Here is a 19684-nt window from a genome sequence, read left to right on the forward strand (position 1 = left end):
GACCTCCAACGACTTCAGCTCCGCGCGCCGCACGCCGCGCCACGACCTGGAGTCGTCGTCCGCGGCCACCGTATCCGCTGGTCCCGGCCCCGGGCCAGCGCCGGTCGACCTGCTGCGCCGGTTGCGCGCCCGGGGCGCCGCCGACCCGGTCACCCACGTCGAGCGGGTGCCCGCCCGCGCCGGGGCGTCCGCGCCGTGGCCGTCGTGGGCACCTGCGGAACTGCGCGCGGCGTTCACCCGGCGCGGCGTGGTCGCGCCCTGGCAGCACCAGGCCGAGGCGGCCAACCTGGCGTACGAGGGCCAGCACGTGGTCGTCGCCACCGGCACCGCGTCCGGCAAGTCACTGGCGTACCAACTGCCGGCCCTGGCCACCCTGCTAGCCGACCCCAGGGCCACAGTGCTCTACCTGGCGCCGACCAAGGCGCTCGCCGCGGACCAGTTGCGCGCCGTCGCCGCGCTGGAGCTGGAAGGGGTACGCCCCGCCTGCTACGACGGGGACACTCCGCGCACCGAGCGGGAGTGGATCCGCCGGCACTCCCGGTTCGTGCTGACCAACCCCGACATGCTGCACCACGGCATCCTGCCCGGGCACGCCCAGTGGTCCGGCTTCCTGCGCCGACTCGCGTACGTGGTGATCGACGAGTGCCACACCTACCGGGGCGTGTTCGGCTCGCACGTCGCGCACGTGCTGCGTCGGCTACGTCGGCAGTGCGCCCGGTTCGGGGCCACCCCGGTGTTCGTGCTCGCCTCGGCGACCTCCGGCGACCCGGCCACCGCGACCGGTCGGCTGACCGGCCTGCCGGTGACGGCGGTCACCGAGGACGCCTCGCCCCGTGGCGGAGTGACCTTCGCGCTCTGGGAGCCGCCACTGCTGCCACCCGACTCGAACTCCTCCTCCCCGGTGCCCCCGCAGGCGACCGGCGACCACGACGACCTTCGACAGGTCCGCCGGTCGGCGCTGCGCGAGACCGCGGACCTGCTCGCCGACACGGTCGCCGAGGGGGTACGCACCCTCGCGTTCGTCCGCTCCCGCAAGGGCGCGGAGGTCGTGGCCGCCAACGCGCGTCGAGCGCTTGACGACGCGGTGCCGGAGCTCGGCGACCGGGTGGCCGCCTACCGGGGCGGCTACCTGCGGGAGGAGCGGCGCGAGCTGGAACGGGCGCTGCTGCACGGCGACCTGCTCGGCCTGGCCTCGACAAACGCGCTGGAGCTGGGCGTGGACCTGGTCGGGCTCGACGCGGTGCTGATCTGCGGCTACCCGGGCACCCGGGCGTCCCTGTGGCAGCAGGCGGGCCGCGCCGGGCGTTCCGGGCAGGAGGCCCTCGCGGTGCTGGTGGCCCGGGACGACCCCCTGGACACCTACCTGGTGCACCACCCGGAGGCGATCTTCGGCGCGCCGGTGGAGGCGACGGTCCTCGACCCGGCCAACCCGTACGTGCTGGCACCGCAGCTAGCCTGCGCCGCGTTCGAGGCCCCGCTCACCCCGGCTGACCTGGCGCTATTCGGTGACGGGGCGAAGGAGGCCGTCGACCAACTGGTGGCCGCCGGGGCGCTGCGGCAACGGCCCACCGGTTGGTACTGGCGGCACCGGGAGCGACCCGAGGTGGACCTGCGCGGCGAGGGCGGCGCCCCGGTAGCCGTGGTGGAGTCGTCGACCGGCCGGCTGCTCGGCACCGTCGACGGTGGCTCCTCGCACTTCCTGTTGCACTCCGGCGCGGTCTATCTGCACCAGGGCGTCTCGTACGTGGTCGACCAACTCGACCTGGCCGACGGTTGCGCGTTGGTGCACGCCGAGGAGCCCGACTGGTCCACCCACGCCCGCGACGTCACCGACCTGTCCGTGGTGTCGGTGCGCTCCTACGTGGACGCCGGGCCTGTCGGAATGTTCCTCGGCGAGGTGGACGTGACCAGCCAGGTGGTGTCGTACCAGCGGCGGCGGATCGCCACCGGCGAGGTGATCGACACCCGGCCGCTGGACCTGCCCGCCCGGGAACTGCGCACGGTGGCTGTCTGGTTCACCCTGTCACCGCAGTCGCTGGCCCTCGCCGGGGTCCAGCCGGCCGACGTGCCGGGTGCGCTGCACGCCGCCGAACACGCCGCGATCGGGCTGCTGCCGCTGATGGCCACCTGCGACCGCTGGGACATCGGCGGGCTCTCCACAGCGCTGCACCCGGACACCGAGGCGCCGACCGTCTTCGTCTACGACGGGCATCCGGGTGGCGCCGGGTTCGCCGAGCGGGCGTACGGGACGGCGGCGGCGTGGCTGCGGGCCACCCGGGACGCGATCGCGGAGTGCGGCTGCGAGACCGGCTGCCCGTCCTGCGTGCAGTCACCGAAATGCGGCAACGGCAACAACCCGCTCTCCAAGCCGGACGCGATCCGGGTGCTCGACGTGGTGCTGACGAACCTGCCGGCCTGAGCGGCTTGCATGAATCGGCATGGCACGGGGCACAATGATGTGGGAGCGCTTCCATCGATGTCTATGTCGCTGATCGACACCCGTGCCCGAGGAGAAGCTGTGGCCGACACCATCGCCGAGACCGTCGACCTGCTCTACACCATCGACCAGGACAATCTCACTCTCGACCAGCAGATCGCGCTGGGGTCGGCACTGGCGGCCCTGGCCCAGGCGGAACGGCTGGAACAGATCAACGAGCGGCTCCGTGGCATCCACCAGGTCCTGAACACCTGGGCGCTGCGGGCCGCGACCTCCGTCGACGGTCACTGAGGTCTCCCGGGGTGATCCTGCAAGGGCACCAGTGGTCGCTCCGTGCTGGGTAGTCGTCCGACAGGCCCCGACGACTACCCAGCAGCAACTGATCATGGGCAGCAGGGAGCGCGACGGTATTCGGGCTGTGCGAGACTCCGGCGCACCAACCCCCGGAGGAGTGCACATGCAGCTCGACAACTTGCAGGGCCAGCACCAGTTCTACATCCGCCAGCGACTGCGCATGATGGTCAACCAGTACGAGGTCCGGGCGGTCTCCCCGGACGGCACCGAGGGTGAGCTGCTGGCGTTCGCGCAGCAGAAGCGGCTCGCCTTCAAGGAGCAGGTGACCATCTACACGGATGACTCCAAGCAGCAGCCTCTGCTCGGCTTCAAGGCCCGCCAGCGCATCGACCTCGGCGCCACGTACGACGTCACCGACGCGGCTGGCAACCCGATCGGCCTGTTCCGCAAGGACTTCGCCCAGTCGCTGCTGCGATCCACCTGGCACGTCGAGCAGGGCGGCCTGCCGCAGGTGACGGGCCAGGAGCGCAGCATGCCGGTGGCACTGCTGCGTCGATTCGTCGACTCGCTGTCCTGGCTGCCGTACCACTTCGACTTCACCGCAGGCGGCCAGCCAGTCTTCACAGTGGTCAAGAAGTGGGGCCTGCGCGACAAGTACATCGTCGAGGTGCAGAACCCGCAGATCGACCGCCGCCTCGTCATCGCGATGGCCGTCGCCCTCGACGCGCTCCAGGCCCGCTGACCGACCCGAGCCGGACCAGGGCGGTGCGGTGGGGTGCGGTGCGGTGACCCTCCGCGGTCGCCGTGGCGACCACCCACTCCTCGGCTGCCGGCTGGGACCTGGACCTCGACCAGTCCCGGCCGGCAGGCCGTTAGGCCGCGCTCTTGGGCGGCAGGCAGTTGGTGACTCCGAGGGTCGACCACGAGGATCAGCCACGCACCGGGCCGGCACGCGCGCTCGCCGCAGCCACTCGCGTCAAGCCGGGTAGTGGCGTGAACGCCACCTCGACGGTCACCAGCACGTCCAGCCCGTCGAGGTGGCATCCCACCAGCCGGCCGTCGTTGCGACCGGCGAGGTCGGACGCGGACGCGCAGGCCGCAGCGTCGCCGTCGAGCGCCCTCGCTGCCCCGGCCAGCGCGCCGAGGTCGGCTGCTACCGCCGCCCGCTGGCGCGCCATCCCGGCGGCGACGATGGCGGCACCGAACGTCCCGAACACCACGATGACGAGGCCCATCGCCAGCAGCAGGACCGTCGCCCCACCTCGCTGCCGGTCCGGCCGGCCAGCAACGAACCCTCCGGCAGCCGGTTCTTTACCTGAGCGGGGTGACGGATCTCTTCGCACTACCAACTCCCCTCGTGAGCGCCCGGTTCGACGGCGGCGACGGCGGTGGCGACCACTGTGATTCGCGGTAGCCGCCCGCCCAACATTCGGACGGGTGCCCGTACCGTCGTCTGCGCCAGGTCGCCGTCGACGGACACCGACACCGCTGCCCCCGGCGGTGCCGCACGGCCACCCTCCGCGCCGCCGTCCGCGCCTCGGGCGGCGGCGAGCGCCGCCTCCCGGGCAGCGTGCAGGCAGCCCGCCTGCGCGGTGACGGCGTTGACCGCGGTCAGGCCGGCCAGCAGGAACAGGAGCAGCGCCGGCAGGCCGGCCGCCAGTTCGGCGGTGAACGAACCCCGGTCCCCGTCAGCAGCCCGTACGAGGACGCGAAGTCTCCGCCCGCCGCGTGCCGCCAGCCCGGGAACGCTCGACCCTGAATCGCGGCCGGCCAGCCGGCGCTCGATCACTTCAGTGCCCGGTCGATGACGGCGGTCAGCGCCGACTGGACGTTGCCGGAGGTCAGCACCTTCAACAGGATCCCGGCGAAGGCGACCGCGGCGAGCGTGCCCACGGCGTACTCGGCCGTGTTCATTCCGGCATCGCCGCGCAGGCGCGCGATGAGTTTGCGCATGACTGTTTCCCTTCTCGATGGGTCAGAGCACATCGCCGAGAACGGCGACGATCACCGGCACGAGGCCGGCGAGAATGAACGCCGGCAGGAAGCAGAGCCCCAGCGGCAGGACGATGAGCACACCCGCCCGGCGGGCCGCTGCCTCGGCAGCGGTGGCCCGGTCGGCGCGCAGGTCGTCGGCGAGCCGGGTCAGTGCGCCGGCCAGGGCCGCACCACTGTTGGCGGAGCGCAACGCCGCCGCGGTCAGGCGCTCCGCGCCGGGCACTCCGTCCAGCGCGGACCATGCCTCCGCTGGGCCACCCCCCAGCAACAGCGTGCGGCCAACCCGGGCCAGCCGGCCGGCGAGCGGCCCGTCCAGCGCCTCGGCGACGGCCAGCACCGAGCGATCCACCGGGGCGCCCGCCCGCATCGCCGCGGCCAGGAGGTCCGCGGCGAGCGGCAGGTCGGCGGCCTCCCGCTGCCGCCGCTTGCGCACAGCGGGCGGCTCGATCCGACGCAGCAGGACATCAAGCAGGAGCGCGGCCGGGAGAGCGCTGAGCAGCCCGAACCAGCCCTCGACGACGACGGCCACGGCGAGCCCACCCAGCACCGCCACGAGCCGAATCGCGTCCGGCCGCCGCCGCCTGGTCGAGCTGGCTTGGCTCGCTGAGCTGGGCCGACCGGCTGGGCTGAGCTGGCGCCCCGAGCTGAGTTGGTTCGCCGAGCTGGACTGGCCGGCTGAGCTGAACTTGCCGGCTGAGCTGAACTTGCCGGCTGAGCTGGACTGGCCGGCTGGGCCCCGGGCGGTCATCCGGCCCGCCCCGGTGTCGCGCCCAGCCGTTCCGCCCAGAGGAGGCCCACGATCTGCAGGGCGACCGCGGCGACCGCGCAGGCTCCACCCACCGTGCTGTGCAGGAGCACCGCCACGGGGTCGACGCCGATCCCATACCCGAGCCCGATGCCGCCCATCGGCAGCGCCGCCAGTAGCCAGGCCGTAGCCCGGGCACCGGCCGCCTGGGCCGCCGCTGCGGCCAGGCCCCGGTCGGTCGCCCGGGCGTCCGCCTCGATCCGCTCGACGAGCTCCGCGAGCGGCGCGCCGGTCCGGTCGGCCAATCGCACCGCCGCCAAGGTCAGCTGACGTAGACGGCCTGCCCCGGCACGCTCAACGTCCGCGACGTCGAGCGCGTGCGGCACGGGCAGACCGGCCCGTAGGTCCGCCGCGAGGCCGCAGAGCTGGTCCAGCCCACGCCGTCGGTCCCGCTCGGCGCTCCGGTTCACTCGCCAACGCAGCGCGGCGCGCACGGCCAGCGTGCCGTACCCGGCCATCGCGACCGCGGCCACCGGGCCGCCGACCACGGCACCCACACCACCGCCGAGCAGACCGACCAGTGGCAGCACGCGGGTCGTCCCTCGCGGGATGCGCGCCGGCGGAGGCGTACCCGACGGTCTGTCGGTCGGGCCGACACGCCGGTGGTCGCGGGAAGCGGCGATCGCATAGCCGTCGGGCGCCGCCGCAACCGACGCGTCGCTCCGACGGCCCGCCTCCGGGTCGCCGTGGCCATCGGCGGTTGGCGTGTCGGAGACATCGTGACCACCGCCCACGTCCACACCGCTGGCACCGATCGTGATCGTGGCCGCCGACGCGCCAGGCTGTTGTTCGGCATCGAGCCTGGCAGTGGCCTCCTCCGGCCGGGCAGCGCCGGTCGGGCGGCGGGAATCTCGCCGAGCCGGCGGGCGGGTCGGGCCCTCCGGACGCGTTAAGCCGCCTGCCGTTCCCGGCCACCTCGGGCTGCGGGTGACGTCCCGGTCGGGCCAGCCGAGTGCCGTCCGCCTTCCGCTGGAACTCGCGATGGCGTCGGGCTCACAAACAATGCCGACCGGATGGCCCGAGGTCGAGGCAGCGCCGGTGCCGTCGACCGGCCCGTCCGGCGTGCGACCGAGTTCCCTGATCCACTGCACCAGGGCCTCATCCGGATCGACACCGCCGCGCCTCCGCCTCGGCGTCAGCACGCGACGCCGACGGGCCCGAATGCTCCGCACCGGCCACGCCACCAGGGCAGCGGCGACCAGGAGCAGCGCCGCCACCAGCATCGTCGCGCCGGTCATGCCGGACCCGCCGATCCAGGCCACGGCTCACTGAGGATGGGTGGCACCGTCACCCCACGCTCCCGCAGCAGCGCCCCGAGGGCACGAGCGGCGAGGCCGAGCCCAGTGCCGCGCACCCAGGCGGGCACCACGGTCACCAACCGTTCGGGCCCCTCGGGCAGCAGCAGGCAGACCGACTCCAGGACGCGACCCCGGTCGCCACGTCGTACCTGGAACAGCACCTGCAACGCGGCGGCCACCTGGGCGTGTAGCGCGGCGCGCGGCAGCCCACCCAACATGCCCAGGGCCTCCAACCGGGCCGGCACGTCAGACGGTGTGTTGGCGTGCAGTGTGCCGGCACCCCCGTCATGGCCGGTGTTGAGCGCGGCCAGCAGATCGACCACCTCGCCGCCTCGACACTCCCCGACCACCAGCCGGTCCGGGCGCATCCGCAACGCCTGCCGAACCAAGTCCGCCAGACCGACGACGCCCGTGCCCTCCACATTGGCGGTGCGCGCCTGGAGCCCCACCACGTGCGGATGTCCGGGACGCAGTTCGGCGGCGTCCTCCACCAGCACGATCCGTTCGGTGGCCGGCACCATCCCCAGCAGGGTGTTGAGCAAGGTCGTCTTGCCTGAGCCGGTGCCCCCGGTCACCAGGTACGCCAGCCGGGCCGCGACGACGGCGGCGAGCAGTGGTGCCAGCGGCCGCGGCACGGTCCCCTGGCGTACCAACTCGTCGAGGGTGAACGGCCGGTGCCGGAAGGTCCGCAGGGACAGGTAGGGACCTTCGGTCGCCACTGGCGGCAGCACGGCGTGCAGCCGGGTGCCGTCGGGAAGCCGCGCGTCCGCGTACGGAGAGCCGTCGTCGAGCCGCCGCCCCGCGCTGGCGATCAGCCGCTGCGCCAGCCGGCGGACGTCCTCCACCGAGCCCACCGGCACGGCGACCTGGTGCAGCCCCGACCCACGGTCCACCCACACCCGAGTGCCGTTGACGAGGACGTCGGTGACCTCCGGGTCGGCGAGCAGCGGCGCCAGCGGCCCGGCGCCGACGAGGTCGTCGCGCACCCGGTCGGCGATCCGCAGCATGGCCGTGTCACCGAGCACTGCGGCGGCTGGCTCGGCCCGTACCGCGGAAACGATGGCCGCCGCGGTGACCGGGGTGGTGGCGGCGGCGATCCGCTGGCGTACCCGGGCGGCGAGCGTGCCGTCCTCCGGCCCGGCGGTCATGCCGCACCCGTGGCCGGCACGCCGGTCAGGTCGGTGACGATCCGTTGGCAGAGCGCGGCCAGTGGGCCCTTGCCCCCGGCGGCCGGCGCCTCGCCCCGCTCCAGCCCACGGCAGAGCCCTGGCTCGGGACGCAGTGTGCCGGCCAGGGGAAGGCCCAGCGCGCGTGCCACCTCGGTCGCCCGCAGCCGCCCCGGGGCCGGACCGCGCACCACAACCGAGAGCGCGGCGCAGTGCGGGGCGGCCGCAGCCACCACCCGAGTGGCCGCCGCGGTGGCGCGCAGCTCGGCCGGCACGACCACGAGCGCCTGGTCGGCGGCTTGTAGGGCCACCACTGCCGCGTCGTCCAACTGCCGGGGCAGGTCGATCACCACGAAGTCGCGCCCACGCCGGGCCGCGTCGACGGTCGCCGCCATCGCCGTCGCCGGCAATGTCAGCATCTCGCCGCGGTCCCAGGAGAGCACCACGAGGTCACCCCGACTGGGCAGGGCCTGCACCAGCGCCGGGGCGTCCACCCGCCCGTCGGCGCTGGTGAGCGACGGCCAGCGCAGGCCTTCCAACTGCTCCCAGCCCAGCACGAGGTCGAGGCCACCACCGAGCGGGTCGGCGTCGACCAGGAGGGTGCGCAGGCGGGCCCGGGCTGCGGTCACCGCGAGACCACCGGCGAGCACACTCGCGCCCGCACCGCCCCGACCACCAAGGACCGCGACGACCCGGGCGCCCACGCCGGCAGGGCGCTCCGGATCGTGTTCGGCGAACCGATCCACCAACCATGGCTCCGCAGCCGGCAGCATGGCGACGTGCTCGGCACCGATCAGCTCGGCGATCTGCCAGCCGGGGTCAAGCTGACCAGCCCGGCCGAGCAGCACCAGCCGGGGCCGCTGCGGCAACCGGGCGCGCAGACACGCCTGCGCCTGATCGGCCCCGAGCAGCACCAGGGGCGCGGGAAGCCAACGGGTACGGGCAGCCGCTGGGTCTCGGGCCAGCTCCACCTCGGTCCCGCCAACGGCGGCGAGCCGGAGCACATCGTCGAGCAGTTCGTCGTCGCCGGTGACGACCAGCGGGAGCCGGCGGATCGGCGGAACCGTGGTACGGGGTGGCATCGCGGCCTCCAGCGGTCGGGCTCTGGTATGCCGCCGACAGTGCTCGGAATCCGCCCCACGGGCCGCCCGAATGTCGTCGCCTGTGGACAACCTGGTGGCCTGTGGAAAACCCCCGCCAAGACAGTTGATCTGCTACGGGCGCGGGCAACTCCGCAGCTAGCGCCGCTGAGCAAAGACAGCGGGGCCGCTCCCAAAAGGAGCGGCCCCGCAAGACGGTGGTCAGCTGGGCTGATTCGTCCAGGCAACATCAAGGATCACCTTGTACGAGCTGATCCGCACGGGCGACAGCGTCAACAGCTCATCGGCGAGCAATTCGCCCGTCTTCGGATCGAAGATCAGAAGGGATTGCTGGTCGTGTTCGCGGTCGTCGAAGGTGACGGCGACTCCTTTGCGGCCAGCACGGTCCGTGACCTGCCCCCGCCAGCGGAAGCCGGGCACGTCGGCCAGGACCCGCAGGACCGCCGCTCGGATCGCACGCGGTACGACGTACTGCCCGTAGAGCGCGCCGACCCACTTGCTCGCCGCCCCCGCGCCGTACTCGACCTTCAGCCGCTCCCGCAGCTCGGACGGGTCGGCCGACAGTGGCCTGAGCTCCTCGGGCGGCAGCGGAATGACGCCCGGTGCGGGGGTGCCGGCGGCTGCTGGCCGGGCAGCGCTCTCGCGCTGCCAGTAGTCCCGAGACTCCTGGTCGGGGTACTGCGGCTCCAGTTGGATGCTGACCTGGTTGCCGGTCCCGTCGGCGGCCTGCCAGATCTTCGTCTCGCTGGCGTAGGCCACGTGGTGGCGACCGTCGGCAGACGTCTCCACCGGGTCGCCCCACACCTTGCTGTGGTGATACATGTAGCGCCCGCTCTGGTGGTCGTACACCGCGTCTTTGATCTTGTCGGCCAGCATGCGTAGCTGCGGGCCGGCGGCGGGTGGATCCGCGTCGAACTGGTACGCGACAGGCACGAGCACCAACCCCGCTGCCGCCGGCGACTCGCCCGGAGTCTCCGGTGCTCCCTCGCCGAACGGCTGGAGCACCGCCACGGCACCGACCGCGACCGCCAGCGTCCCGGCCGCCAGGACCAGCCGGCGGGTCGGGAGTACGCGATGACGAGCGGCCACCGTCTCGGTAGCACCGGCACGGTCGATCAGCTCGCGCGCCGAGACCGGCGGTGGCGCGACGGCGGCGGTCCGGGCCGGGTCGGCCGGGCCCAGAAGAGTACGGGTGCGCTCTGCTCCGAACATCACAGATCCTCTCGAATGGTCACCAACACCGGTCGGCGCCGGGTCTGCGCGGGCCGGTCCGACATTGCTTCGGCAAGACGACGGCGGGCGCGATGCAGGCGCACTGCGGCGGTCGCCCCGGTGCAAGCGAGAACCTTGGCCGCCTCGGAGACCGTCAGCTCCTCCCAGCCGACCAGCCGGAGGATTTCCTGGTCGAGGTCGTTGAGGGTGGCCAGAGCGGCCCATATGTCGGCGACCCCGACGCTCGCGTCGGCACCCGACGACCCGGCCAGCCGCGAGAGGTCGACATCGGTGATCGAGAGGAGGTCCGGGGCGGCACGCCGCGACCGCCACTGGTTCGCCAGAAGGCGCCGGGCCACCCCGTACAGCCAGGGCAGGCTGCGGTCCGGCACCTCGACGCGGCGACGCCAGGCGACGACGAAGACCTCCTGGGCGAGCTCCGCCGAGGCATCCCGGTCAACGAGCCGGCGCAGGCCGTACCGGACTATGTGCTCGTACTCGGCGGCGTAGAGGCTGGTGAACCAGCCCTCGTCCCGCTTCTTCGGTGGACCCACCCGAACCCCCATTGCCTCGGCGACTCTCACAGTGACTTGTGTCGCTGAAGGCCCCGGGATTACCGCGCATACCAACTGGTCGCCGGCCAGGGACAGTGGCAGCACCGACCTGGCAGGCTGGGACCATGGTGGTCTCCGACGATCAGGAGTTGGGCAGGGCGATCGGAAATGCCGACTCGCCGACCTGGTCGGTTCGCGCTGCAGCCGGGCGGCATCTTGCGAGATCGCGCGAAATCGACGAGGTAGCGGATGTCCTCCACCGCCTCCTCCTAGATCCCCACGACACAGCTGTGACCTGGCGAACGGCCGAGGCGCTGCTGGAACGCGGAGACGCCGTGGGCCTACGCCTCGTGCTGTTGGCCCGTAGCAACGCCGCCGCCGAAGCCACTGCCGAAGAGATCCAGGCTGCCCTGGACTGCAACCCTGACTGGATGGCGGCCGCAGGCGCAGACCGCCTGACCAAGCACCTTCGGAACCTGGCGATGGATGAAGACGCCGGGGTGCGCGACGAGGCCCGAAGGATTCTCGGGTCCCTGCGACCTGGATAGACGGGATGTGGGCAGGCGTGCGACCGCTGCCGATGCCCCGTTCCTCGTCGCGCTGGACTGGTAGCGCTCCCGGAAAGGAACGACCCCCGTCGGGGCGAAAGCGACCTGACGTAGTAGCGAGTGTGATCAAGTGCCGTACCGCGTGGTCAGACGTAGCGGGTTTGCCGTCGAGCATGATCGAGAGTCGCCGCGCGGTACGACACTTGCTGACGATCTGCTGACTCTCGAATGATGCGCTGCGGGCGCCCGAGGACGGCCGGAGGCCGCCCGCAGGGCAGTCCGCGAGCGAGCATCAGCCCGACCTCTGCCTTGCAAAGATCATGCGGCATGTCGGCGGGCGTCGACTGCTGCTGCTGACCTGCTCGGCCTGTCGGCTACCGCCGCTTCTCGCTGCCTTCGGTTGGCCGGCTTGGCTGTACGGATGGCTGTACAGCCGTCGTCCCCGCTTCTCATACTCGATCGGTGACTGCTGCGGATCTTCCAGCCCGGTTCAGGCCCGTCATCGAGCAGGTGGTCGAACGGATTGCCGCCGGCGATTTCGCCGGCCTAGCGCGGGACTACTCGCGGTCGGGCCATGACCTGGGCCTGTGGGCCCGCCAGCACCCCGCGACGTTCATCCCTATGCCGCCTGAGGCGTGGCACCACGTCGACGCCTACTTCCTTGCTGACCACGGCGTTTGGAAGGTCGATGTCGACCTGTGGTCTCAGGAGGAAGGGCGGAGCGACATGACCTTGCAGGTGAAGGTCTGGGAAGAGGCCGACGCGATCAAGCTGGCCATTGATGACCTGCACACCCTCTAGTAACGGCCACCCTCACCGCACCGCCAGTTAGGAAGGACGAAGATCATGGCCGACAAGGACCTGGTGGGCCAGATCAATGCGCGAAGTGCTTGACCGTTCGTGCCCCCTGGTGACCGGCGGGGGTACCGGCTACTGGCACGTTGATGGCACGGCGCATCGGATGAATCCCGCCTTCCGGTACGGTGACGCTTCACGGATCGCGCCCTTACCGTCGTAGGCCTCGCCGTTCAGGGGGTAGCGCGCATGCGAAGGACTAGCCGCATGGTGTGGTGGCCGCTCAGCATCTGCCTGATGGTGACGCCGGCTGCCTGTACGTCCTCAAAAGGGTCCAGCCAGGGTGAGGCCCGATCACCGGCACCAACTGCATCTCTGAGGGCTGACCCCAGCGCGTCCCCGTCAACCGACGGGAGCGCTAGGCAGGAGTCATGCACTGTATCGGGCTTTCCGCTACAGGAACCGCCGACAGATTATCGGCTCGTGGGAGAGGACGTCGCGGTACCTGACCGGACGGTGCTTCAAGCAGAGGAATCGGGGGAAGCGGATCCGGCAGCCCGGCTGTTCGCCAAATGGGGGTTGGTCGTACGCGGCGGCGCAGTGGTTGATCTTCGGGTGGCACCTGGCTGGGAGGACAGGGCACGTCTCGGATGGGGCTCTTCAGTGGTGCCAGCCGTGAGCGCCCACGTGCGTGCCTGCACACCTGTCGATGACCAACCTCAGTGGCTGGCCTTTGTCGGCGGCACGTGGGTTGCGCGGGCAACCTGCCTACCGCTGACAATTCGGTCGCGGGGGCAGACGGCACAAGTGCAGCTGGGTATCGGTGTCCCATGCGACGGGACTGACACGCCGAGTTCCTAGTACTCCAACTGTGGACTATCGGGGAAAGTACTGATGGCCGCCCCTAATCGCACGTAAATCGCACGGCGGGCCTCAGAGCCATCTCTGCCGTGAGTCCCACGCACCCTGGCCCCTGGTCTGCTCGGCTCTGCCTGGGACTCATGGTGGAGCGACGATGGCGGTCAGCCGGCGGTGTCGTTCCACTCTGGGGCGAGGATTGAGTAGAGCTGGGAGTCGCGCCAGGCGCCGTTGGTGAAGACGTGATCGCGTAGCCGGCCTTCGTACTGCATCCCGAGCCGCTTGGCGACGCCGATGGAGGAAGCGTTGTCGGGGCCGATAGCTGCGGTGATGCGGTGAAGCTTCAGCTCTCGAAAGCCGTAGTCGATGATGGTTCGTGCTGCGTCGGTGGCGTAGCCGTGGCCCCAGTGAGCGGCGCCGATGGCGTAGCCAAGCTTGGCGGCCTGGTGCCCGGTGAGTCCGAGGCGGGCGAAGCCGATCATCCGGTCTGAGGTGTCAGCGACCGCTAGGTAGTACTCGTTGCGGGTCGAGCTGCGCGCGGCTCACAGCTCCCTCGACCATGACGACAGTGCCGGCCTGGTCGCGGCTGTCGAACGAGAGCCACCGGGTGACCCGGTCGTCACCGACGATCGCCAAAGCGTCGGCCGCGTCATCGGGTCGCAGTTCGCGAAGAGTGATGACGCGGCCGGGGATGGTGATCGGGTGCATGTGCTGATGGTGCCTTATCGAGGAAGGGCGTTGGCAGGCGTGTGCGTGAAGTGCTCGATGCCTTCGATGAGGTCACGGGCGTCGTTGGCGTGGCCGGCACGGGTGATGGCTTGGTGGACGCGCCGGACGGAGTGGATGACGCCGTTGATGCGCTGATCGGCGGGAAGATCGAGTACGGGGCGAGGGCATCAGCGGTCGCATCGAGTTCTCCGCTGGCGACGCGGGCAATGGCGAGGTTGGTGTGGGAGCCGGCCTGGTCGCCGAAGGCCCACGCCGGGTCGTAGCGGTCGGAGTACGCCTGGACGGCACGCAGGGCGTAGCGCTCGGTGGCGTCGGCTTCGCCGGGCAGCCAGGCGAGGGCGTCGCTGGCGTAGTAGAGCGTGCGGGGCTGGTTGAAGGTACAGATGCCGCCGATCTCGTCCATCTCGTCGGGGCGTACCCGGGACCAGGTGTCCTCAGCCTCGGTGATGGCGGCCTTGGCCTGTTCCGAATTACCGAGTGCGGCGTAGGCGCGTGCAGCACTGACGGGCAACCAGACGGCGGAGGTGCCACCTGCTTGGGTCGCGTACTCGCGTCCCGCCTCGGCGTAGCGGACCGCTTCGGCGTACCGACCAGCCCAGTAGGCGACCAGCGACTGAAGTCCGCGGAGCCAGGCTTGCAACCCGGGGTGGTCGGACTGGTCGGCGCAGAGGACGGCGGTTCGGGCTTGCAGCATGGCCGAATGCGGGTCGGCCATGTCGTGCGAGACCTGGGCAAGCAGACCGCTGGTGATGCCAGCAAGGAAGTGCAGGTCACGAGACTGGGTCGGCTGTTGGCGACGTTCGAGCAGCGTGAACAGAGTGTCCTGAGTCTCGGCCAGGTCCGGCAAGATCTGGCTGACCGGTCGCTGCGGGTAGGCGAGTGCGAGGCGTTGCACATCCTCGGCGAGCTGGTCGATGGCTGCCGGCGAGGTGGCTTCTGCGGCGAGCATTGCGTACTGGCGGGCGCGTTGTGCGGCCATGGCGAGGAGGTTCCTTTCCGGGCCGGCGCCGGTGGGCTCGACGGTGAGCTGTCGGGCTGGCGCAGGAGGCGCCCTTCGGGCGGAAAATGCCCGCTTGAAGACTGCTTTGAGGCGTTGGCAGGGCAACCTCACCCCAGAGCCGAGCCGGATGGCGAACGCGGGGCGAGGTGCACGCCCGAGGAGTACGCCGAGCGAGTTCGGCTGACCTTCGCTAGTCACTCCGACCGGAAATCCAGGAGGCACGCCTTCGCCTGGCCGGAAGCGCTCCCGGGAAAGGGACGACCCCCGTCGGGGGGAGACGGGGGTCGTCGGAGGTTCGGCTCCGGGGGGGTCGAGCCGAACCACTCAGCGGTCACGGGGGGTGCAACCGCTGAGGGTCTGCTGTTTCGAGGATGTGAAAGCTCGTCGTACGGACAAGTCTGCCTGAGCGGGCCCGTCACGTCGAGTGGTGCCGACTCCACTCACTGCGAAAATCTCCTCGCAGAGTGTGAGCGTGATCACGCGGAGCGGAGATGATGCTGCCAGCCCGCAGGTCTGAGGGGTGGCATGACCCCGGGCACCCGCCGACGATAGACCATCCGGCTAGACTTTCGCGCCGTGGGCCGAAGTGCCGCTTTCTTCGATCTGGACAAGACCGTCATCGCCAAGTCGAGCGCCCTGGCGTTCGGTCGGCCGTTCTACCGGGATGGGCTGATCACCCGGCGTGACGTGGTCAAGTCGGCGTACGCGCAGCTGATGTTCCGGCTGGGCGGCACCGACGAGCAGACCATGGCCCGAACACGGGACTACCTGGCTGCGCTCTGCAAGGGCTGGCCGGTGGAGCAGGTCCGCCAGATCGTCGCGGAGACACTGCACGAGCTGATCAACCCCTATGTGTACGCCGAAGCCGCCGCCCTGATCGAGGAGCACCAGGCGGCCGGGCGGGACGTGGTGCTGGTGTCGGCGTCCGGCGAGGAGATGGTCCGGCCGATCGGCGAGCTGCTCGGGGTGACCGACGTGATCGCCACCCGGATGACGGTGCAGGACGGCCGGTACAGCGGCGAGGTCGAGTTCTACGCGGCCGGTCCGAGCAAGGTCGAGGCGGTCAGCGAGTTGGCCGCCGTCCGGGACTACGACCTGGCTGATTCGTACGCCTACTCCGACTCGTACAGCGATCGCCCGCTCCTGGAGTGCGTCGGCCATCCGAGCGTGGTCAACCCGGACCGACAGTTGCGCAAGCTGGCCTCGGAGAACGCGTGGCCGGTGCTGGAGTTCCGGCACCCGATCCCGCTGGGCCGGCGCCTACGGGAACGGCCCGCGGTCCCGGTGGCCGCGGCGGCCCTGGGTGTCGGGGTGGGCGTGGCCATCGGCATCGCCTGGTACGGCCGACACCGCCGCACCCGAGCCGCCACCACCGCCTAACCCCCACCCCCACCCCCACCCCCACCCCCACCCGCCCCGCCCTCCGGCGTCGATCTTGGACTTGTGGTGGGCGCATTAAACGCATTGGCACCTTTTGCGGGGCACCACAACTCCATGATCGACGACGCAGGGCGGGGGCCGCGGGCGGGGGCCGAGCGGGGGGCTGAGGGGCGGGGTGAGCGCTCAGGTGGCGGCGAGGATCTCGTCGCCGATGGCGGTGAGCTGGTCGGCGCCAACCTCGACGGCGGCCAGGTAGTGGCGTAGCCAGGAGCGCAGCCCGTCCGGGGTGCCGGTCGCGAAGGCGCCGGCCGAGCCGACGTACTCGGGCTCCCGCTCGTGGTGCCCGACGTCGACGGCGAGCACGCCACGCGGGTCGAGGCCGCTGGCGAACAGCACCAGCCGGGCGGCGCCGCGGGCCACCACGCCGGACGGCCCGGCGAACGGGCGCAGGTTCAGCAGCTCCCCGTGTACGACAGCGGCGAGCACCAACGGTGAGACCTTCGTGCCGCCGGCGACGAGGGCGGCCAGCCCGTCCAGCCGGGTGGCGACCACGGGGTCGGCCACCGGACGGCCCAGCTCGGCTTCCGACACCAGGTCACGGGCGGCGAGTACGTGCAGCTTCGCGAGCGCCTGGCGGGGCGCCTTCGGCCACAGCTCGCTCAGGCCCGGCAGCGCTCCGGCGACCCGCAGCGCCCCCTGGAGCACCGGGTCGGTGACGGTGCCGGCCCGGACGGCCTCGCGCTCGTGCCCGGCCCCCTCGAGTGCCGCGCTGGCCACCGCGGAGCGCAGGCTTACCTCGGCGGCGACCTGCCCACCGTGCCGGCGCAGCGCCCGGTGCCCGAGCGCCTGGTCGAACCGCTCGCGGGCCTGTTCGACGGCGGCGGCGATGTCGGCGAGCGCGAGCAACGGGGCGAGCGGGTCGGTGGTCACCCCGCCACGCTAACGACCCGAGCCGACCCGGCGGACCGCACCCGCCGGCAACGCGACCGGGACCACCACCCCGACCCGACCACGGGCAGGGTCAACGCGGCGGGCCGCACCCGCCGGCAACGCGACCGGGACCACCACCCCGACGCGACCACGGGCAAGGTCGACTCGGGTTCATTGAACTCGGGGTGTTGGCCTGACCTGGACCCCGCGATTTCAATGAACCCGAGTTGATCAAGGGACCCCGGGGCGACGGCCTGGCCGGGGACGGATGAGGACGGGCCGTCGGGCGCGCGGCGGGGGCCACTCGGCGCGACGGGCTGGGCAGCCGTGGCCGGTCGAGGGCCCCGCGACTACCCTCGTGCCATCGAGACCCAGGTCACCCCGAGGATGAGGAGTCACGGCATGAGCGAGGCATTGGCCAATCTGCTGAACGAGACGCGCCAGTTCCCCCCGCCGGCCGAACTCGCCGCGCACGCCAACGTCACAGTCGACGCGTACGCCGAGGCTGAGGCCGACCGGCTGGCCTTCTGGGCGAAGCAGGCGGACCGTCTGGCCTGGTCGAAGAAGTGGGATGAGGTGCTCGACTGGTCGAACCCGCCGTTCGCGAAGTGGTTCGTGGGCGGGCAGCTCAACGTGGCGTACAACTGCCTGGACCGGCACGTCGAGGCGGGCCGGGGCGACAAGGTGGCGATCCACTGGGAGGGCGAGCCGGGCGACACGCGCACCATCACGTACGCGGAGCTGCACGAGCTGACCTGCCGGGCGGCGAACGCGCTCACCGACCTGGGGGTGACCGCCGGCGACCGGGTGGCGATCTACCTCCCGATGATTCCGGAGGCGGCGGTGGCGATGTTGGCGTGCGCCCGGATCGGCGCCGCGCACAGTGTGGTCTTCGGCGGCTTCTCCGCGGACTCGTTGAGCAACCGGATCCAGGACGCCAGCGCCAAGGTGGTGATCACCGCGGATGGTGGTTACCGGCGGGGCAAGCCGTCGGCGTTGAAGCCCACGGTGGACGAGGCGGTGGCGAGTTCTCCGTCGGTGGAGCACGTGCTCGTGGTGCGCCGCACCGGTGAGGACGTGGCGTGGTCGGAGAAGGACCACTGGTGGCACGAGACGGTGGAGACCGCGTCGGCCGAGCACACCGCCGAGCCGTTCGACGCCGAGCACCCGCTGTTCATCCTGTACACCAGCGGCACCACGGCCCGCCCGAAGGGCATCCTGCACACGACCGGCGGCTACCTCACCCAGGCGTCGTACACGACGCACGCGGTGTTCGACCTGAAGCCGGAGACGGACGTCTACTGGTGCACGGCCGACATCGGCTGGGTCACCGGTCACTCCTACATCGTGTACGGCCCGCTCTCCAACGGCGCCACCCAGGTGATGTACGAGGGCACCCCGGACACGCCGCACAAGGGCCGGTTCTGGGAGATCATCGACAAGTACGGGGTGAGCATCCTGTACACCGCTCCCACCCTGATCCGGACGATGATGAAGTGGGGCGACGACATTCCGGCCGGCTTCGACCTGTCCTCGCTGCGTGTGCTGGGCAGCGTCGGCGAGCCGATCAACCCGGAGGCCTGGATGTGGTACAGGCAGCACATCGGCCGGGGCGAGCTGCCGGTCGTGGACACCTGGTGGCAGACCGAGACGGGCGCGATCATGATCTCGCCGTTGCCGGGGGTGACCGCGGCCAAGCCGGGTTCGGCGATGGCGCCGCTGCCGGGCATCGTGGCCGACGTGGTGGACGACCAGGGCCAGTCGGTGCCGAACGGTGGTGGCGGCTACCTGGTGCTGCGCGAGCCGTGGCCGTCGATGCTGCGCACCATCTGGGGTGACGACGACAGGTTCATCGACACGTACTGGTCGCGGTTCCAGGGCATGTACTTCGCCGGCGACGGTGCGAAGAAGGACGACGACGGGCACATCTGGTTGCTCGGCCGGGTGGACGACGTGATGTTGGTGTCCGGGCACAACATCTCGACGACCGAGGTGGAGTCGGCGTTGGTGTCGCACCCGGCGGTGGCCGAGGCGGCGGTCGTCGGCGCGACCGACCCGACCACCGGTCAGGCGATCGTCGCGTTCGTCATTCCGCGCGGCAGCACGGACATTGCCGGCGAGGCGGGCGAGCAGCTCATCGCCGACCTACGCAACCACGTGTCGAAGACGCTCGGCCCGATCGCCAAGCCGCGGCAGATCATGCTCGTGGCGGAGCTGCCGAAGACCCGCTCCGGCAAGATCATGCGCCGGCTGTTGCGGGACGTGGCGGAGAACCGGTCGCTTGGCGACGTGACCACGTTGCAGGACTCCTCGGTGATGGACCTGATCTCCTCGGGGATGAGCGGTACGAAGTCCGACGAGGACTGACGGTAGGCGTACCAAGTGGAGGGTGGCGGTCCGTGCGGACCGCCACCCTCCGTCATGTCTTACGGGTACGGTGCGCGCCGCCCCGCCACTGTCACATCGGTCGGTCGGGGGAGTCGGGAGAAGCTGAACGGGCACAGGCGCGGGTCACCACTGTCCTTTCGGCCGGTTGTGCTTTAGGTTCACGCAGGTTGGAAGAGTTCGACGCACATCGCTTCG

19 protein-coding genes are annotated in these 19684 nt (G+C 71.3%); 7 read left to right on the plus strand and 12 right to left on the minus strand.

Annotated features, from left to right (window positions below; translation table 11 throughout):
- Nucleotides 1–46: 46 nt before the first annotated feature.
- From ACLQ3B_RS08345 to ACLQ3B_RS08355, 3 genes are all read left to right on the plus strand, one after another.
- Nucleotides 47–2419 carry a DEAD/DEAH box helicase gene (locus ACLQ3B_RS08345; RefSeq protein WP_425779833.1) on the plus strand — a complete coding sequence of 791 codons (2373 nt, stop codon included), beginning with the start codon at nt 47–49 and terminating at the stop codon, nt 2417–2419.
- A gap of 99 nt (nt 2420–2518) precedes the next feature.
- Nucleotides 2519–2728, plus strand: coding sequence for a hypothetical protein (locus tag ACLQ3B_RS08350; protein ID WP_425778876.1), 210 nt, complete (start codon nt 2519–2521; stop codon nt 2726–2728).
- A 166-nt stretch (nt 2729–2894) separates the two neighbouring features.
- Nucleotides 2895–3473, plus strand: coding sequence for a hypothetical protein (locus ACLQ3B_RS08355; RefSeq protein WP_425778878.1), 579 nt, complete (start codon nt 2895–2897; stop codon nt 3471–3473).
- A gap of 187 nt (nt 3474–3660) precedes the next feature.
- Here the strand turns inward: ACLQ3B_RS08355 and ACLQ3B_RS08360 are convergent, their stop codons facing one another.
- The 9 genes from ACLQ3B_RS08360 to ACLQ3B_RS08400 form a co-directional block, all read right to left on the minus strand.
- Nucleotides 3661–4080 carry an Rv3654c family TadE-like protein gene (locus tag ACLQ3B_RS08360; protein WP_425778880.1) on the minus strand — a complete coding sequence of 140 codons (420 nt, stop codon included), beginning with the start codon at nt 4078–4080 and terminating at the stop codon, nt 3661–3663.
- Nucleotides 4074–4469, minus strand: a complete 396-nt coding sequence (locus ACLQ3B_RS08365; protein WP_425779835.1) for a TadE family type IV pilus minor pilin — start codon at nt 4467–4469, stop codon at nt 4074–4076. Before ACLQ3B_RS08365 ends, ACLQ3B_RS08360 begins: the two co-directional genes overlap by 7 nt.
- 47 nt (nt 4470–4516) lie before the next feature.
- On the minus strand, nt 4517–4684 hold the full coding sequence (locus ACLQ3B_RS08370; RefSeq protein ID WP_081883916.1) for a DUF4244 domain-containing protein: 168 nt from the start codon (nt 4682–4684) through the stop codon (nt 4517–4519).
- A 22-nt stretch (nt 4685–4706) separates the two neighbouring features.
- On the minus strand, nt 4707–5288 hold the full coding sequence (locus ACLQ3B_RS08375; RefSeq protein WP_425779837.1) for a type II secretion system F family protein: 582 nt from the start codon (nt 5286–5288) through the stop codon (nt 4707–4709).
- 182 nt (nt 5289–5470) lie between these two features.
- Complete coding sequence (locus ACLQ3B_RS08380; RefSeq protein ID WP_425778882.1) at nt 5471–6793, minus strand: hypothetical protein; 1323 nt, start codon at nt 6791–6793, stop codon at nt 5471–5473.
- Entirely contained in the window at nt 6766–7977 is a 1212-nt protein-coding gene (locus tag ACLQ3B_RS08385; protein WP_425778884.1) for a TadA family conjugal transfer-associated ATPase, read from the minus strand. Before ACLQ3B_RS08385 ends, ACLQ3B_RS08380 begins: the two co-directional genes overlap by 28 nt.
- Complete coding sequence (gene ssd, locus ACLQ3B_RS08390; protein WP_425778886.1) at nt 7974–9077, minus strand: septum site-determining protein Ssd; 1104 nt, start codon at nt 9075–9077, stop codon at nt 7974–7976. Before ssd ends, ACLQ3B_RS08385 begins: the two co-directional genes overlap by 4 nt.
- A gap of 219 nt (nt 9078–9296) precedes the next feature.
- A complete protein-coding gene (locus tag ACLQ3B_RS08395) occupies nt 9297–10307 on the minus strand; it encodes a CU044_5270 family protein (RefSeq protein ID WP_425778888.1) in 1011 nt (336 codons plus the stop codon).
- Nucleotides 10307–10861, minus strand: a complete 555-nt coding sequence (locus ACLQ3B_RS08400) for an RNA polymerase sigma factor (protein WP_425778890.1) — start codon at nt 10859–10861, stop codon at nt 10307–10309. Before ACLQ3B_RS08400 ends, ACLQ3B_RS08395 begins: the two co-directional genes overlap by 1 nt.
- A 125-nt stretch (nt 10862–10986) precedes the next feature.
- Between ACLQ3B_RS08400 and ACLQ3B_RS08405 the strand changes: the two genes are divergently transcribed.
- Nucleotides 10987–11409: a hypothetical protein gene (locus ACLQ3B_RS08405; RefSeq protein ID WP_425778892.1), complete on the plus strand. Its 423-nt coding sequence runs from the start codon at nt 10987–10989 to the stop codon at nt 11407–11409.
- Between the two features lie 462 nt (nt 11410–11871).
- Nucleotides 11872–12210: a DUF7668 domain-containing protein gene (locus ACLQ3B_RS08410; protein WP_425778894.1), complete on the plus strand. Its 339-nt coding sequence runs from the start codon at nt 11872–11874 to the stop codon at nt 12208–12210.
- 1016 nt (nt 12211–13226) lie between these two features.
- Here ACLQ3B_RS08410 and ACLQ3B_RS08415 read toward each other — a convergent pair.
- A complete protein-coding gene (locus ACLQ3B_RS08415) occupies nt 13227–13544 on the minus strand; it encodes a GNAT family N-acetyltransferase (RefSeq protein WP_425778896.1) in 318 nt (105 codons plus the stop codon).
- Between the two features lie 167 nt (nt 13545–13711).
- The gene (locus tag ACLQ3B_RS08420; protein ID WP_425778898.1) at nt 13712–14770 is read right to left on the minus strand and encodes an XRE family transcriptional regulator; all 1059 of its coding nucleotides are present in this window, start codon (nt 14768–14770) and stop codon (nt 13712–13714) included.
- A gap of 597 nt (nt 14771–15367) precedes the next feature.
- On the opposite strand from ACLQ3B_RS08420, the gene ACLQ3B_RS08425 reads away from it, so the two are divergent.
- Nucleotides 15368–16171 carry an HAD family hydrolase gene (locus tag ACLQ3B_RS08425; RefSeq protein ID WP_425778900.1) on the plus strand — a complete coding sequence of 268 codons (804 nt, stop codon included), beginning with the start codon at nt 15368–15370 and terminating at the stop codon, nt 16169–16171.
- A gap of 183 nt (nt 16172–16354) precedes the next feature.
- On the opposite strand, the gene ACLQ3B_RS08430 is transcribed toward ACLQ3B_RS08425, so the two are convergent.
- Nucleotides 16355–17101 (minus strand): oxidoreductase, encoded by a 747-nt coding sequence (locus ACLQ3B_RS08430; RefSeq protein WP_425778902.1) that lies wholly within the window; start codon nt 17099–17101, stop codon nt 16355–16357.
- Nucleotides 17102–17503: 402 nt separating this feature from the next.
- Between ACLQ3B_RS08430 and acs the strand changes: the two genes are divergently transcribed.
- Complete coding sequence (gene acs / locus ACLQ3B_RS08435) at nt 17504–19468, plus strand: acetate--CoA ligase (protein WP_425778904.1); 1965 nt, start codon at nt 17504–17506, stop codon at nt 19466–19468.
- The last annotated feature ends 216 nt before the right edge of the window (nt 19469–19684 follow it).

The organism is Micromonospora sp. DT53, from assembly GCF_049841535.1.
Lineage (GTDB): Bacteria > Actinomycetota > Actinomycetes > Mycobacteriales > Micromonosporaceae > Micromonospora.